The organism is Alteromonas sp. KUL17 (genome assembly GCF_006538305.1).
Classification (GTDB): domain Bacteria; phylum Pseudomonadota; class Gammaproteobacteria; order Enterobacterales; family Alteromonadaceae; genus Alteromonas; species Alteromonas macleodii.
Genome location: NZ_BJKJ01000013.1, coordinates 26338 through 41363 on the forward strand (window position 1 = coordinate 26338; position 15026 = coordinate 41363).

At 45.8% G+C, this 15026-nt stretch carries 14 protein-coding genes; all 14 read right to left on the reverse strand.

Annotation, left to right across the window (positions count from 1 at the left end; all coding sequences use genetic code 11):
- Positions 1-303: 303 nt before the first annotated feature.
- From KUL49_RS12495 to KUL49_RS12560, 14 genes are read right to left on the reverse strand one after another with little or no spacing between them, the layout of a single operon-like run.
- Positions 304-3999, reverse strand: a complete 3696-nt coding sequence (locus KUL49_RS12495; RefSeq protein WP_131137482.1) for an H-type lectin domain-containing protein — start codon at positions 3997-3999, stop codon at positions 304-306.
- Positions 3996-4481: an agglutinin biogenesis protein MshP gene (locus tag KUL49_RS12500; RefSeq protein WP_131137483.1), complete on the reverse strand. Its 486-nt coding sequence runs from the start codon at positions 4479-4481 to the stop codon at positions 3996-3998. Before KUL49_RS12500 ends, KUL49_RS12495 begins: the two co-directional genes overlap by 4 nt.
- On the reverse strand, positions 4471-5202 hold the full coding sequence (locus tag KUL49_RS12505) for a type II secretion system protein J (RefSeq protein ID WP_131137484.1): 732 nt from the start codon (positions 5200-5202) through the stop codon (positions 4471-4473). Before KUL49_RS12505 ends, KUL49_RS12500 begins: the two co-directional genes overlap by 11 nt.
- Positions 5202-5723 (reverse strand): prepilin-type N-terminal cleavage/methylation domain-containing protein, encoded by a 522-nt coding sequence (locus tag KUL49_RS12510; RefSeq protein WP_131137485.1) that lies wholly within the window; start codon positions 5721-5723, stop codon positions 5202-5204. The genes KUL49_RS12505 and KUL49_RS12510 overlap by 1 nt, the downstream gene beginning before the upstream one ends.
- Entirely contained in the window at positions 5713-6174 is a 462-nt protein-coding gene (locus KUL49_RS12515; RefSeq protein WP_131137486.1) for a type II secretion system protein, read from the reverse strand. Before KUL49_RS12515 ends, KUL49_RS12510 begins: the two co-directional genes overlap by 11 nt.
- A gap of 1 nt (position 6175) precedes the next feature.
- Positions 6176-6676 carry a prepilin-type N-terminal cleavage/methylation domain-containing protein gene (locus KUL49_RS12520; protein WP_131137487.1) on the reverse strand — a complete coding sequence of 167 codons (501 nt, stop codon included), beginning with the start codon at positions 6674-6676 and terminating at the stop codon, positions 6176-6178.
- 22 nt (positions 6677-6698) lie between these two features.
- Positions 6699-7286: a prepilin-type N-terminal cleavage/methylation domain-containing protein gene (locus KUL49_RS12525; RefSeq protein ID WP_101563278.1), complete on the reverse strand. Its 588-nt coding sequence runs from the start codon at positions 7284-7286 to the stop codon at positions 6699-6701.
- Positions 7287-7331: 45 nt separating this feature from the next.
- Entirely contained in the window at positions 7332-7826 is a 495-nt protein-coding gene (locus KUL49_RS12530) for a hypothetical protein (protein WP_131137488.1), read from the reverse strand.
- A 27-nt stretch (positions 7827-7853) separates the two neighbouring features.
- Positions 7854-9089: a type II secretion system F family protein gene (locus KUL49_RS12535; protein ID WP_014978002.1), complete on the reverse strand. Its 1236-nt coding sequence runs from the start codon at positions 9087-9089 to the stop codon at positions 7854-7856.
- A complete protein-coding gene (locus KUL49_RS12540; RefSeq protein ID WP_101563275.1) occupies positions 9089-10801 on the reverse strand; it encodes a GspE/PulE family protein in 1713 nt (570 codons plus the stop codon). Before KUL49_RS12540 ends, KUL49_RS12535 begins: the two co-directional genes overlap by 1 nt.
- Positions 10801-12009, reverse strand: a complete 1209-nt coding sequence (locus KUL49_RS12545) for a lipopolysaccharide assembly protein LapB (RefSeq protein ID WP_131137489.1) — start codon at positions 12007-12009, stop codon at positions 10801-10803. The genes KUL49_RS12540 and KUL49_RS12545 overlap by 1 nt, the downstream gene beginning before the upstream one ends.
- Positions 12006-12908, reverse strand: coding sequence for an ExeA family protein (locus KUL49_RS12550; protein ID WP_039236883.1), 903 nt, complete (start codon positions 12906-12908; stop codon positions 12006-12008). The genes KUL49_RS12545 and KUL49_RS12550 overlap by 4 nt, the downstream gene beginning before the upstream one ends.
- A gap of 2 nt (positions 12909-12910) precedes the next feature.
- Entirely contained in the window at positions 12911-14722 is a 1812-nt protein-coding gene (gene mshL, locus KUL49_RS12555; protein ID WP_131137490.1) for a pilus (MSHA type) biogenesis protein MshL, read from the reverse strand.
- On the reverse strand, positions 14706-15026 hold the full coding sequence (locus KUL49_RS12560; RefSeq protein ID WP_014947895.1) for an agglutinin biogenesis protein MshK: 321 nt from the start codon (positions 15024-15026) through the stop codon (positions 14706-14708). The genes mshL and KUL49_RS12560 overlap by 17 nt, the downstream gene beginning before the upstream one ends.

Below are 15026 nucleotides of genomic sequence, written 5' to 3' on the forward strand. Positions count from 1 at the left end.
CGACGCTTTAACGTGAAGTCGATATTTATTCGCACACTTTAGCAATGGGGGCTATTTTGGGCAAGTAATGCTGTAATTAAGTGACGAAATAACTGCATTTTTGCTTAGTAGTTTTAGCGCCTTACCCATGAAGGGATACCACACACGCGTTTCCAAATAATTTTAAAATTAGACCCACATAGTGACCCTGTGAAAATTAGAAGGTTCAAAAACAATTTGCTAATAATTTACATCTCTTTATGTTGGCGCCACTACGGTGTGCTACGCAGCTAGCGTTAAGACCAAACCGGATAACCTTCTTTGCTAATTATTGATTTTCTCGCGCTTGTAAATGATATTGTCGTTTCCTCGATACACACCATACGTGAGCGTTGCGTTTGGAGGGTTATCAGCTTCGCCATCTCCATCCCAATCCCACAATAGCCAAGCATCAGGCGTATAACTAACAGGATAATTGCCAGCACCGTTTGGTGATGACAGGCGTATTCCGTCACTATCTCTATAGGCTCCTTCACTTAATGACTCTTCCCCCGAAGAAACCAATTCACCAGATTCGTCATTCACGTTGTCGTGATCATAAGCCGTACAACTGTCATACTTATTAATTCGCCAATTATTTCCGTCCCAATATTGAGTGCGAAGCGGTAACAAAAGCGCTTCGTCGGCTGCACCGTAGTTATTTATCAACGTTGCGCGACCGTAGGCAAAGCTGATTGAATCACCAAAATCATCAACGCACTGACCGGAACAAGAAAGTCCATTGAAGTTTGCGCCCTCAATTTGTGCTTGGTCTGCCACCAGCACGACAGCGGCATCGATATATGCCCCGTCCAGTGTTGCGCTACCTAAGCGGCTAAATGCAATGTCATTATCAGAGAAAGTAATTTGTCCTGTCGCTCCGCTTTGAGGCCAGCCTATCGAGTTGATATTTTCCAAACGGTTTAGCAAATTGCCGTCATGCTCAACCTGCAAACCGAGACTGGTTAGCTTATCAAAACCATCGTAGTAGTTTGTGGTGCGGCTGCCATTTTGGTTAAGTGCGGTTAGCGAGAAGCTCACTTCACTTATAGGTTGTTCAAAGTAATTAAATGCACCATTGACGTTACATGCTGCTTCAACACTTCCGCTCAAGGCAAAATTAGAAGGTGCGAAACGCCCAACGTTTTGCACCAGCCCTTGCACGGTGGTATCTGACAAATAAGTACTCTGTGCCGCAATGGAAATTGTACCTACCTCATCGTAATTAATACCAACGTTAACTTTACCTTCATCGCTAAATAAAACACTGGGCACGCTCAATGTACCCGTTGCGCCGCCACTAGGAAGTATATTTAAGGGTGTTAACAACGCGCTACCTGAAAAATGCTCCGCGGTATTATTGTTTTCCAGTGCTGCAAAGTTATCTGGTATTCCATCGTCGTTACTGTCTTCACCATCGACCCACTGTACTGTTCGCAAGCCTAAGACAAAGTCTTCCCCTGTCAGTTTGAGCAGCGAACCATTCGCACTATTCGCGTAACCGTTAAGATTGGAGCTCGTGCCGCTATCATTTAAGATATTCATAGCAAAGCCGAACGGACGCACTTTAAAAGTATTAGAAGAACCTGCAATACCGCTTCGATTAGTTATGTCTGCTGACAACGACAACTCTCCCGCATCTGGGTATTGAATTGTAAAGGCTGCTCGCGAGTCAGCATCAAATTGGATTGGAAAGGTGCGTGGGGTTAGCCCCAGTTGATGTTCATTACCGTTATTGATAAGCAGTAGGGTGTTAGAACAATTGCTCGAACTAGAACAGTTATAATTTAATTCAACATCGACAATTTGATTTTTTAGCGTGTCAGAATTCCCACATGCTTCGATTGCATAGGTCTTGCTGTTAAAGCCAGTGTCTGAAGGCTTACCAGAAAGCTGAGTAACGATGGTTTCTGAATCATCAGTGATATTCTTAAACACCAGCCCGTCGGATTCATACTTTATTTTACAGCTACCTAAATTCACTTCTTTACCACCGATAAAGCAACGCAATTGAGAAGATGGATTTTCTCCCGAAGTAGCAAGTTCAGGATCTGCGCCTCTTAGGCTATCGAGTGTTAGCGAGGTCTGCCCGATAAACGTTACGCTGTCGTCAGGCGACCATCGATAGTTACCGCTATTAACGGGCACTAAGTTGACTGTAGATGGCTGAGAGTAGAGTAAATCACAGTTGACGTCTGCACAGGCTTTTAGGGTAACTTCTTTCGCGGCGCAGCTGCTACCCTTGTTATCAGCCAGTTCAAAACGATAGTGATTCAGTACTTCAATGACTTCCCGACCGCAGATGCCAGGAATATTGTTTGGCACTTCACTAGCCGTCACCCTCAGAGTAGCAGGTGAGCCGACGCCACCTCCTGCGGTAAAGCGGCCTCTCAATGTGCCTTCAGACACATTGGCAAAGGTTATTTCACCTTTTGCTAAAACCAATGCGTTGGGGTTTGAGCCATCGATGACCACATCTCCATCGACATAAATAGCGAGATAAGCCCCTTCAGCGACAGTGATATTTGCGTTCACCATGGTGAACTTTGTAGCAACGCCACCTATATTGTCCCCCGGGTCAGAAACATAAATTCGCGTGGGTGCAATTACGTTGTAGTTACCCGCCGCCATGGTTACCAGTTGACGGTTAAAATAATAATCCCCCGCTAAATCCCCTTCTGCTATCTCTGGGCCGCTATCGTCAATGGTAATTGTTGGTATCGCTCTCGCTTGTGAGTCGGTAAGCGCATCTGTGTTGTTCACGGTACAGTCGACAGGGTTCTGTCCGCATTTTGGGTAGTCTGCAGATCCACTTGTAGCATCGGTGATAAACTGCTGTGCTGACAACACACCTGCATTCTCATCAATCATTCGGCTACCAGCTGCGAGTGAAATTGCAGAACCACTAAAAGCGGCAACCGCGCCAGGAAAGGCGTCATCACAACTAGGAACTTCGCCACTAAACACAAACTCTGAAGTCATAGCCAGAATGCTAGCGTCTTCTTCAGTGTGGTTGCGCTCAGAGTCTAAGCTTCTATCCTCATCTACACGCAGTCCAAGCCTATTTTTGCTTACGCCGCAGCTGCGAAGCCAACCGCCGTCGCCGCCGTTTCTACTTATTTTACTGGCTGCAACCAAAGGAGTTTGCGCATAGTTATTTTTAAAGTCATTTCGAAAGCAACCATCGTCCCACCCCTGTATGCGTACGTCGGCAAAATCGGCTTCCCAAACCACTTCAATACCATTGTCATCGAAAAATCTACGATTGAACCCCTCTGTTGTCGCCATGTAAGCTACCGTTTCATTGCGTGTAACTGGCGCATAATCTGTTTCAGACGCTTCCAACGCCATAAAATAAGACGGTGCTTCATACTTTGCTGCAATAGTTAGAAACGGTAACAAATGTTCGTTGGGTGGCTTCTTTCCATTAACGTCAACTTGGTTATTTAACGTTTGAATAGAGTGAAAGAAAACAGGCTGTTCACCAAAATCAGTTTCAAGTGAAACGCGAGCATATCTCGCATTTTCTTCGCCCACCTTTAAGGGGCCGTTAGGTTCATACCAAGGAGAGCTTGTCGATGCCTGAATAGCCCCCCCTCCGAGCTCCATCTTACCGACTTCAACAATATCACCGTCAGGAAATTCATGAACGCCATACGCAATCGCTAAGTAATGTGCTCCCATCGTGATATGCGGACCATCTTCTCCAGAAGGCTCAAGGGGCAAAGCTTCAAAACCTGTGCGGGTAACGTTGCGAATTTTGACAATCGCTGGGTTGCTACCTTGATTGGTAGAGAGCATAAACACTGCTGGCGGCTCGTCGTATACCTGTGAAAAGCTAATGGTTGTCCACTCTGCTTTACTGTAGGTGTTTTGAAGCTCGATGAACCTGCCTTCGATCTGAGGGACGGCTTGCACGGGCAGTGCAACACATAACGTGAGAAACAAACAAAACAGCGAAATAGACTTTAAGTTCATCATTGGTCCTGCCTTACTACAACGCTTACTTTCCTCGATGTTTCTATTTGTCCCGCAGAGCAACTAGATTCCGATGTCAGCAAGTAGACTTCCACTGCATCAGAGGTAACTTCCGGTTCTGGTGCTACTGCAGGACCTATACACTCTATGTCCGCTTTACAGTTTTTAAGACCACTTGTTGTAAACATTATTTCGGTCTGATAAGGGCATGTTCGGTCTTGGATTTCAACTAACCGGGAAACCGCAACTTCCATCCCGCTCTGCGCTGCTAAATAGGCGCGAGCACCATAATATTCAATGGATTGCTGGCGAATATTCGATGAGATTTGATTAGACAGCGCAATACCAAGACCTAAAAGTATAATACTAATGATAATTGCTACAACGGTGGTTGAGCCTTGTTGGCGCGCAGGAGAACCAGACAACCCAACAGGACGTTGGCCTATACGATACTTTTTTTGTTGGCGTGCTTTACTATGGCACATTGGGAAAATGCACCTCATGTACAACCGATATTTGTTCGTCATCACTGCTTTCTAACGTCATTTGTAGCTCAATTAAGCCATTTTGGCGTAAACCCGCGGTGACCACATTCGCGCTCCACGACGCCACATTGGTTCCAAGAACGCCGGATGTAGCACCCTGCGTTCTAATCAAGCGTTCTCCTTGTGCTGTAGACGTTCTACAAATTGTCACTTGCGTTTCAGGAACAAAGAAGCGTTTGCCTGGTGAGGATTGTGTGTTCGCGGCGCTAAGCGTGAGGTCGTACTGATTACTATCAGTCAATAACGGATCGGTAATAATTGTTCGCCCGTTATCATTCACGCTTTGTGGATTCGTTGGGTATATAACGAGGGTGTCGCCCTTACTTAACTGACTATTAAACACGACTACGTGCATAATGTTGTTAAACGCATCACCAACGTAGGTGCCGCTTTCCTTGATAGGGTAATATGAAAGGCATCCTAAACTCGAATCGAATGACACAGAGTTGGGTACCACATTGCGCAGCTCTTTTTCCAGTCGCAAAATAATAAAGCGCGCGTCTGAAACAAGCCGAGTGCGCTCTGCGCCTGTTATGTAAATTTGGGCACTGAGTGAAATCACTTGCGCCACAGATACGCTAATTACACCTAATATAGTGATCACCAAAATAAGCTCTATAAGTGTAAAACCGCGCTGGCACTGTGCTTTTGGTAGGGACATTAATAGCTCCCTCGGTAAGCGCTAAAATTGTATATTTGGCCGTCTGGAGCGGTAATGGCTATATCAATACGCTTGAAAGTTTGCCCATCAGTTGGCGTGCTGTCGTCTAAGTCACTGTCGTAATCTACCGTTACGGAAAAGCTAAAATTGTTATAGTTACCGCCCACATTACCCACGACATAACCGTTGTAGTCGTCAACATCGTCATAGTCGTCTTCACTCGCCTCTTCAGGACCAAGTGTTGTTGAGCAATTTCCTTTGGTATTACAGGTTTCAAAAGGTGGGCTTCGGTCGCTGTTTTCGTCAAACGAACGACTTAAGATATCATTCATTAACGACTGCCCTAACTTAGCAGCTTTTACTTGGCGAAATGGCTCAGCCGTTTGTTCAGCTTGAGGCACAATAAGCGACAGCACTATTGTTAAGCTTATAGTGAAGACAACAATACCAATTACTAGCTCTAATAAAGTAAAGCCTTCACTGCCTTTTCTGAAGTTAGGCAACATTGCGCTAGCACGCATAAATTGCCCCTTCACTTTGCAAACACATGGCAAAGGTACTTATTTGAATTTTGCAGTTAGTTGAGCAGGCAATATTGCTTGGTCGGCCGAACCCGTCAAACCGAATTTGCGAAAAACTATCGCCGTTTTCATCTGCAGTTTGAAAAGTGAAATCAGTATTAGAGGCATTGACAACTTGGTCGTCATCAAACGCAGTGGAAAGAGCGTTTGCGCAGTCGTGTCCAGCGGGGGGAGCAATAGCTGTACTCGTTATTTTCACGCAGCTGGAGTCTTGTACGTTTTGCATGGCACGAAGTTGCATATTGCGCACAAGCTGAAGGGTTCTGTCGCGAAGCGCAATAGCTTCTTCGGTGTCGCTACCAAGAAAGCGAGGTGCGGCGGTTACCGCCAGCACCCCAATAACCAATATGGTTATAATAAGTTCTACTAGTGTAAAACCGTTTTTCTTCACATTACTGGACGCAAGTGTTGACGGTGATTTCAGGGCGATCGCCCGCTACTTCTGGATTTGTATACACTACCGTACAACTAGCCGTTGTTGCCGTTGGAGGTGTGTTCAAATAATCCCCAAATCCAGTGTAATATACAAGAATAGAATCTGGGTCAGCAGTAATCAGAGCCGTTGCATACTCAGTCGTATCATAGTCAACGACATTGGTGATATTCGCTGCAACTTCAGCATTTGGGTATCCAAAAACCGTTGTTACAGAAGTTGTGGAATTCAGCACTACTGTACCAGTCGCGCCAGCTTGATCTTGAACTAATGCCTTACCATAAATAATGGATGAAGCAGACTCCAGAGAACCTGCAATACCTTCCAATACAGAGTCACGTGCATCATCTTGAAGGTTCAAAAACTTAGGTGCTGCGGTTACCGCTAGAATACCCAGCAATACAATTACAATGATTAACTCGATTAGGGTAAAACCCTTTTGTGTTGATACTTTTTGCATAATCAAACTTCCTGAGTATTAATTAAAAAACAGTAACCTGGCCAGTGGCTGGGTTATAAGTAAAACCGTCGTACGTTGTACCGTCAGGTGTGCCGTCTGCTGGTGCTGAACTATTAGGCAACCCCATAGATTCAACTAAGTAGTAAACACAAAGTGTATTTGCACCTGAGTCGTCCTCACGAACGGCATATCTGAAATCAGCAACAACGGTGTCGTTCGTCGACGTTGTGTTTGTTGGTGCTGACTGAAGAATTAGGTCAAATACGTTTTTGCATTCAGTGTCGTTAACTGTAGAAATAAGTGTGTTGCCTGTAGAGCTTCCCGTTGGGTAACCAATGGTGCCGTCTACCCCTACTTGCGTTTGATCGTAAGTGACTACAGTGCCGTTCCCATTTCCATTGTTTCCACTCGGACGGCCTTCAACTTCCCACTGCGCTCTTACAAGACCTACCGCTGCGGCAAAACCACCGGCAACACCTTCAACACTTGCTTCACGAGCTTCATCAGTAACATCAATAAAGCGTGGTAATGCAGTGGCCGCAAGCAACCCTAGAATGATTACAACAATTATCAGCTCGATTAGCGTAAAGCCTTGTTGTTTGGTGTTCATAACATCTCCTTGATGACGATAAAGGCGAATTGTGCCGCCGTTTAATCAACTGTTTCTTTGCCTGACAACGCCGCTACCAGCGTTATATTCAAACCAAATCTCTTTTCCCCAAAAGAATGCACATTGTAAGTGACCGTTTGCATACTGGTCGCTTACAGTCACTGTTGACAGCGCTTCACCTTCTCTTAAGGTTGCAAGTGTCAGCATGTATTCGCACGCATTCCCCTGTTCTTTTTCAAGTCCTTCGGGCCAGCCTTTTTCATTAATGTATAGCTCTGCCGCCACATCTTTGTGCTGTTTAACTTTGCCACCAGCGTCAAACTCAGTTTCGTAAATAAGCACAGTATCTTGCTTAGTCTTTATCCACTGTGCCCTGGCTAACATCACCACTCGCTGAAACTGTGCAACCGCGTTCTCTTTGTTAACCTTTTCCGCTTCATCAATAATTGGTGTCGCGTAAAACACGTATGTTGTCCCAATAACAGCAAGCAATACGCCTATAACAACAAAATTAAGTAACCGCGTTTTGGTGCTTGCCACGCTTTTCCCCAGTTATAAAGCGCTTTATCAGCCGCCTTTCACCGCCGACATCATGTTCCACATTGGCGTAAATATGCCAAGCGCCAGGATCAATACCATTACCGCAACAAAACCAATCAAAATAGGTTCGATTTTGGCCGTTAAACTTTTCAAGTCGAAGTCGACTTCACGTTCGTAATAGTCAGCACTTTCTTCTAACAACGGTTCTAGTCGCCCCGTCTCCTCACCTACTGCAATCATCTGTAGTACAAGTGTAGAAAACAGTTCGCTATTTTTCGAAACTCTAAGCAAACTTTCGCCTTTTTCGATCCCTTGACGCATTTCTTTAATGCGCTTTTGCATGTGCGCGTTGTCAACGGCGTCGGCAGTAAGTGAAAGCCCTGCGGTTAACGGCACGCCTGCACGTAAGATCATTGAAAAACTTCGGCTATATCTTGAAAGTAATGATCGCTCAATAATGCTGCCCACGACAGGCAACTTTAGTTTAAATTTGTCCCATTTGAGTCGTCCATTAGTCGAATTAACGTATTGTTTAACAGCGAAAACCCCTCCCACAATCACAATAATTAGCAGCCACCAATAGTTCACAAAGAAATTGGAAGTACCAATTAACACGCGGGTCATAATTGGAAGTTCAGTGTCAAAGCGCTCAAACATTTGGGTGAACACTGGCACAACAAATAGATTCAAAATAAACATGGCAATTGCTAGCGCAATTAACACAAAAGTGGGATAGCGAAGCGCCGATTTGATGCGCTTGCGGGTTTCTTGCTCGCGCTCGAAATAGAGGGCAAGCTGTAGGAATACGTCGTCTAATTTACCGGTATTTTCACCTACCACCACCACGGATATGGTAAGTCTCGTAAACACCTTTTCATATTTAGCCATGGAAGAAGACAGACTTCGTCCCTGCTCTAACTGGTCTGCAATATCTTTCAAAATCTCTTGAAAGCGTTTATGCGATGCATTTTCGCTTAGGCCTTTAATGGCGCGAATAATGGGAATACCGGCCTTTAACAATGAGTACATTTGGCGGGAGAAAATGATCATTTCATCCAGTCCCACCTTTTGTTGAAATAAACGCGTGATATCGAAGCCGTCTCCTTCATTTTCTGCACTGCGTTTTTTTGATTCAACAATGGTAAGAGGCACAATGTTTTGTGACAGCAAGGCTTGTGCTGCGGCTTGCGCTGACGCGGCTTCAATAACCCCTTTTTGAGGCCCGCCTTGCGTTGACTTACCTGCGTACTTGAACTGTGGCATTAATGATTCACCACTTCAGGTACGAATTCAGCGACTTTGAACACTTCATCTAAAGAAGTTTTGCCCTGAGCTGCGTAGTCCAGCGCCATGTGAGATAAAGGAACAAAGTCTTTATTCGCCTTAGTCGCATCTACGAAGCCCTGCGTGTCGTCTTCACGCAAGGCCTCCATCATGTCCTCGTTCATTTCCAGAAATTCAAAAACACCTATCCGGCCTTTGTATCCTGTGTGATTACAGCTGTTGCACCCGCGCCCTTTGTAGAAGGTGGCAGCGGCTAATTCAGGCTTCAAGAAGCCAACCCACGCTTGTTCTTGGGCGGTTGCAGGCTTTTCTTCTTTACAGTTTTCACACACCCTACGAACCAGACGCTGTGCAAGCACTCCTCGTAATGAAGTAGCAACCAAATACGGCGCCGCGCCCATATCGATAAGGCGAATAGCGCTGGTTACTGAGTCGTTGGTGTGAAGCGTACTTAATACCAAGTGGCCGGTTAATGCACCTCGAAGACCAATCTCTACGGTTTCTTGGTCACGCATTTCCCCCACCATGATAATGTCAGGGTCTTGACGTAACGTAGTGCGAAGAATGGCGGCAAAGTCCAGCCCAATTTTGGCATTAACCTGAACTTGGTTGATTCGCGGTAGACGGTATTCAATGGGGTCTTCAGCCGTTATGATTTTAAGGTCAGGCTTGTTGAGTTCGCTAAGTGCCCCATACAGAGTCGTAGTTTTACCGGAACCCGTAGGCCCCGTTACCAGGATCATACCGTGGGGACGATTAATGGCAGCTCTAAATTTCTCTGCCATAGCATCGGGCATACCGGTTTGGTCTAGCGTTAGTAGGCCAGCAGACTGGTCTAATAAACGCATAACTACCGCTTCTCCATTGGCTACCGGCATGGTCGACACACGCACATCTAAGGTGTGTCCTTTCACTTTAATATTAAATCGTCCGTCTTGTGGAATACGCTTTTCAGATATATCCAAGCCAGACATGAGTTTGAGTCGTAGTACCAGCGCCGACGCTATTTTCACTTGGTTGAGCGTGTTTTCTTGCAAAACGCCGTCGACACGTTGACGAATGCGCAGGATTTTTTCATCGGGCTCGATGTGAATATCTGATGCCCTAACTTGAACGGCATCTTCAAATATGGAGTGAAGTAGCTTAACGACCGTGGCATCCGAGGTGGTGTCATCAAGGGCTGACAACTCAAAATCAGCCTCGTCTGCATACTCTTCACCTAGTTTTTCAGCAAACGACGCAATGTCCTGGGTACGGCGGTAAACAGAATCAAATGCCTCTAGCATTTGGTTCTCTTGCACAATAGCCAGCTCAATGGTTCGAGGAGCGACTAACGGGCCGAGTTGGTCTAAGCCTCCCAAGTCCGTTGGGTCGCTCATGCCCAGCAGCACTTCATCGTCGTCCGCTTCTAACACTAAGGCACGGTAGCGACGTGCGTAAGTCTCTGGGATTAGCTGAGCTTGCTCTGGATCTATACGGCGCTGTGTTATATCCAAGAAAGGAATATTTAGCTGCTGTGCCAAGAAGCGAAGAAGCTGGGGTTCGCCAATAAAGCCCAAATCGATAAGTGTATCCCCCAGTTTGCGCCCTGACGTTCGCTGCGCCGCAAGCGCATTGTCAAGCTGCTCACTGGAGATAATGTTTTCGTGAACGAGTAAGTCGCCAAGGCGCATCTTTAATCGAGGTCGCATTAAGGCTGCTCCTGTAAATCAGTTAGACGCGAGTTTGCATATTGTGCAGATGCAGAGGAAAGCCCGCCAATGGCGAGTGCCCTGGAATAAGATGATATCGCCAGGCGCTCATCTGCCAATGCGTCATAATTCACCCCTAGTGCCAACCACCATTTCGCATTATTAGGCTGTAGCGATGTCATAGCGCTGAATGCAGATATCGCTTGATCTGACTTATTGATGGTTTGAGCAGAGGTGCCCTTTAAAATTAGATAGTCGGCACGGCCTTCGGCTAACGCTTTAGCATCCAAACTATCAGGCATCAAATTCAATACTTCTTCGAAGCGGCTTTCCTGCACCAGAATTTTGGCCATTAGCTCTCGCCAAATTAATTCGCTAGGCGAGATCACAATGCCCTCTGAAAGTACCTGCAGTGCCTGTAAATTATTGTTTTGTCCAAAATAAAGTGCAGCCAGCTGCTTGCGCGCCTCGTCATTGTGCGGAAAGGTTGCCAGTGCTAGCGTGAAGCTTTTTTGAGCCTCATCAAAAATGCCAAAGTTATACGCTTTAAGTCCTGCCTCTAAATGCACTGCACTTTGTTGTTCAGGTGACTTAGGTGCTACCTCAACTACAGGCTCTCTGGTTATGATATTTGTGGGTTTAGGCTCTGCGGCCTTCGAGCTTGCCGCAGACAGTTCTGATTGAGGGCTACTGGCGTTTGCGCTGTTATTGACGCTTGACGCATTCACATCATCAGCTGTGCTGATTGCTGATGCCGTAGTTGTAACCCTTTTTCTGTATTGAGCTTCATCATCTTCTAATGACTCATCAACGGTATTGAAAACCAACTCAGCCACATCTGACGCACGGTTTTGTAGCGCCATATCACTTTCAGATAACGGGGTCGATTGCATTCCTTGTGACGGCGCATTTATATCTGCTGTGCTATCGGCAACGCGCTCTGATATTGTACTTTCAGCAGGCGGGTTGTTAACGCTCGGGGCACTTGAAACGGCCGTTGTGCTTAATCCATCTTCATTTTTTTCGCGATGGGAAGTACCAGATAAAAGTGTAATTACTAACCATACTACAAACACCAAAACGGCGATGATCATGAGTGCTTTTGGCCAAACTGGACGTTGACTGACTTCAACGGTTGGCGGCAAACCAAAGTCTTCACTTTTATCGCGTTCATCCAGTGTCTTTAAGGTGTCATTCAAAATACTCATATGCCACCTGCGCCGTATACATGCAGTACACTTGCAACTGCCACCACAGCAAGCGACAAAATAACAAGACTCTGCCTTGGGACAAGTCTGCGTTTACAGTCATGTGTATCGAAAACGGCGCTTAGGGTATGTGACCAGGTCGCCGACGCCTTGCCCTGACCATATGCGCGCAAAAGAATCTTATGACAAACTATGTTAACCAAGCGAGGCGTACCCTTGGTAACCAACGCTATAAATGCGCGCAGTCCTCTAGATATCAACTGCTCGTCACCACCTGCTGTCGTCAACCGGTGACCAATGTAGTAATCGACTTCGGCTGACGTCATTGTGCGTAAAGTGTAGGAAAAACTTATTCGCTGGCGTATTTGTCTTACTTTAGGGTTTGCCAGGTTGTCATCAAGTTCAGGCTGTCCAAACAAGACAATTTGAAGCAGCTTACTTTTTTCCGTTTCCAAATTGCTAAAAAGACGCAGCATCTCAAGAGCATCCCAACTCAGCGACTGCGCTTCGTCAATGATTAATACCGCTTGTCGCCCCTCTTTTTTAAGGGCTAATAGCTTTGTCTCTATTGCATTATGTAAGCCTTGATTATCACTATTTCCCTCCGTAACAATACCTAATTCCCTCGCAAATGCTTGGCGTAATTCATCAGGCGAAAGGTATGGATTGGGTAAATAGCAGGCTACAAATTTATCAGACAGATGATTAATTAATTTACGGCATAACAATGTCTTACCTGTACCGACTTCACCGGTTACTTTTATAAAGCCTTCAGACATACTCAATGCTGATAATATGACTTTTAACGCTTCATTGTGTGGCGCAAGCGCACAAAAGAAATCCGTATTCGGGGTAAGCGAAAACGGCATATCTGTGAAGTGAAAAAAGCCCTGATACATAATTAGTTTCTATACCACTGATCAAGTAATGACTGAGTGCGAAGACGTTGTTTTTCCCACGTGTCCGGTTGCACAACTGATGGGCGTATCAAGATCACCAGCTCGCGCTTACTTTGCGTTTTGGCTTTGTTTTTAAACGCATTACCAATGAATGGAATGTCACCCAACAAAGGCGTTTTTGATTCTTGCTCACTGGTAACGGTTTCCATCAAACCGCCAATCACGACAATTTCTCCATCGCGGGCACGAATTACCGTATCTGACTCTCGGATATTACTTTGTGCCAGTGGCAGCAAGATTTGTTGATCGCCCACCTGAATGACTTTAGTCTGCTCTGCCGTTTCCGTTACTGATGGGTGAACGTGCAATATAACCGAGCCGCTTCTGTCAATTTGAGGGGTAACATCTAAGGCAATACCTGAAAAAAACGGGGTAAGTTCGATGTCATTTTCGTTTTCGGTTTGTGTCGCGCTTTGATCTTCACTGGTCGACACGTCAGTAACAAAGTACTCATCTTGCCCTACTTTTATAACGGCTTTCTGATTGTTAGTTACCGTTACGCGAGGGTTACTAAGCATTTGGACGTCGCCTTGGGTTTGCAGCAAATTGATAACACCATCAAAATCGCCACGAGCAATCCGCAAAGACGATACACCGCCAATCGCGCTCGAAATAATATTACCGATACCGTTAACCGCATTAATGGGGGAGTCAATCACATTGTTAAAAATCACCTGCCCATTTGTATCTAATACGGGCTGGCCATTTGTATCTAATACGGGTTGTAGTGCACTTGCCGAATAATTACCGGCCACAGCGCCTCCACTAAGTCCGAAATTGAGGCCGCCCGTCAAGCCGCTTGCAATACGATCCCAGCGCACGCCTTGCTGATAGCCATCGTTTAGCGTGACTTCAATAATGCGCGCCTCTAATACCACCTGTCGCTGTAAGCTCTCTTGACTTTGGTTTAAAAAGTCTTTCACCACTGCGATTTCGCTGGGCAATGCTCGAACGGTCACTAAGCCTGCTTGGGGTGAAACCACAACTTGGCGACCTTCTGTTGGAGAGACCAGTACTTTTAGTGCCTCTTTTAAATCGCTCCAAAAGTCGTTTTCACTGGTAGTCTGAATGTTTGAGCCATTGAGCTGTTGGATGTTATTGCCGCCAAGTCCGCCTTGGCCTCCAAAACCACCCTGACCACCTAGCGCGTTCCCGCTAATATTATTATTGCCGTTAATTCCACCGTTGTTGCCACCATTGTTTTGGTCTTGCTCACTTACCCCACCGGCAATAACGCTTACGTTAGATACACCGAAGCGCTTGATCATAAGAAAGTTAACCGGGATAGATTCCGTCTTTAGTTGAGAAGGCATAACCTGAATTACCTTTCCTTCCAAAAACACGTCTAACGGATACATTCTCGAAATAATGGTTAACACATCTTCTAACGCCACTTCTTTGAGCGTTAAACTAATTTGCCCTGACACAGCAGGATGAACGGCGACACTGTAGGGTGTGTCTTCAACTAACGCATCGAAAAACGGACGCACGTCTACATTGTTAGCAGAAACTGCAAACATTTTCTGTGATGTTGGCGCAGGTAACGCTTGATAACGGGCAACCTCTGCCAGCAGTTCTTGATTAAGCTGAGGGGGCGGTGTTGGTTTACTTGATGTCGTATTCTGAGAACGTGCTAGTTCATCGCGAATATGAGGTTTTACTTCCTCGCCAACACCATAAGATTGGCAACCTGCCACAACTAACGCTGCAGACAAAACCAATGTGTTAACAATGAGGCTATTTTTTAATTTCATATGCATACATTCTTAGTATTTTCTGCTGACGTCCGTCAGTGATAACCACGTTCTTGGGGTTAATTTTTGATACGGTGTATTCGTTCAGTGTGTCGCCCACGCGGTAAGATTTACCCGATATGATGGCGCTATAACCTGTACTGCGTTTAAAGATAGATTGAAGTGCTAGCTCTCCTGCTACCGCTTCATCATTGCTAGACACTGATGCACTGGCGATTGCAGGCCTAGTCGGGTCGACAGACGCAACTGCAGGTAAGCATGTTGCTATCGCTAAAGCTGTGACCACAATTCTTAACCGTTTCAC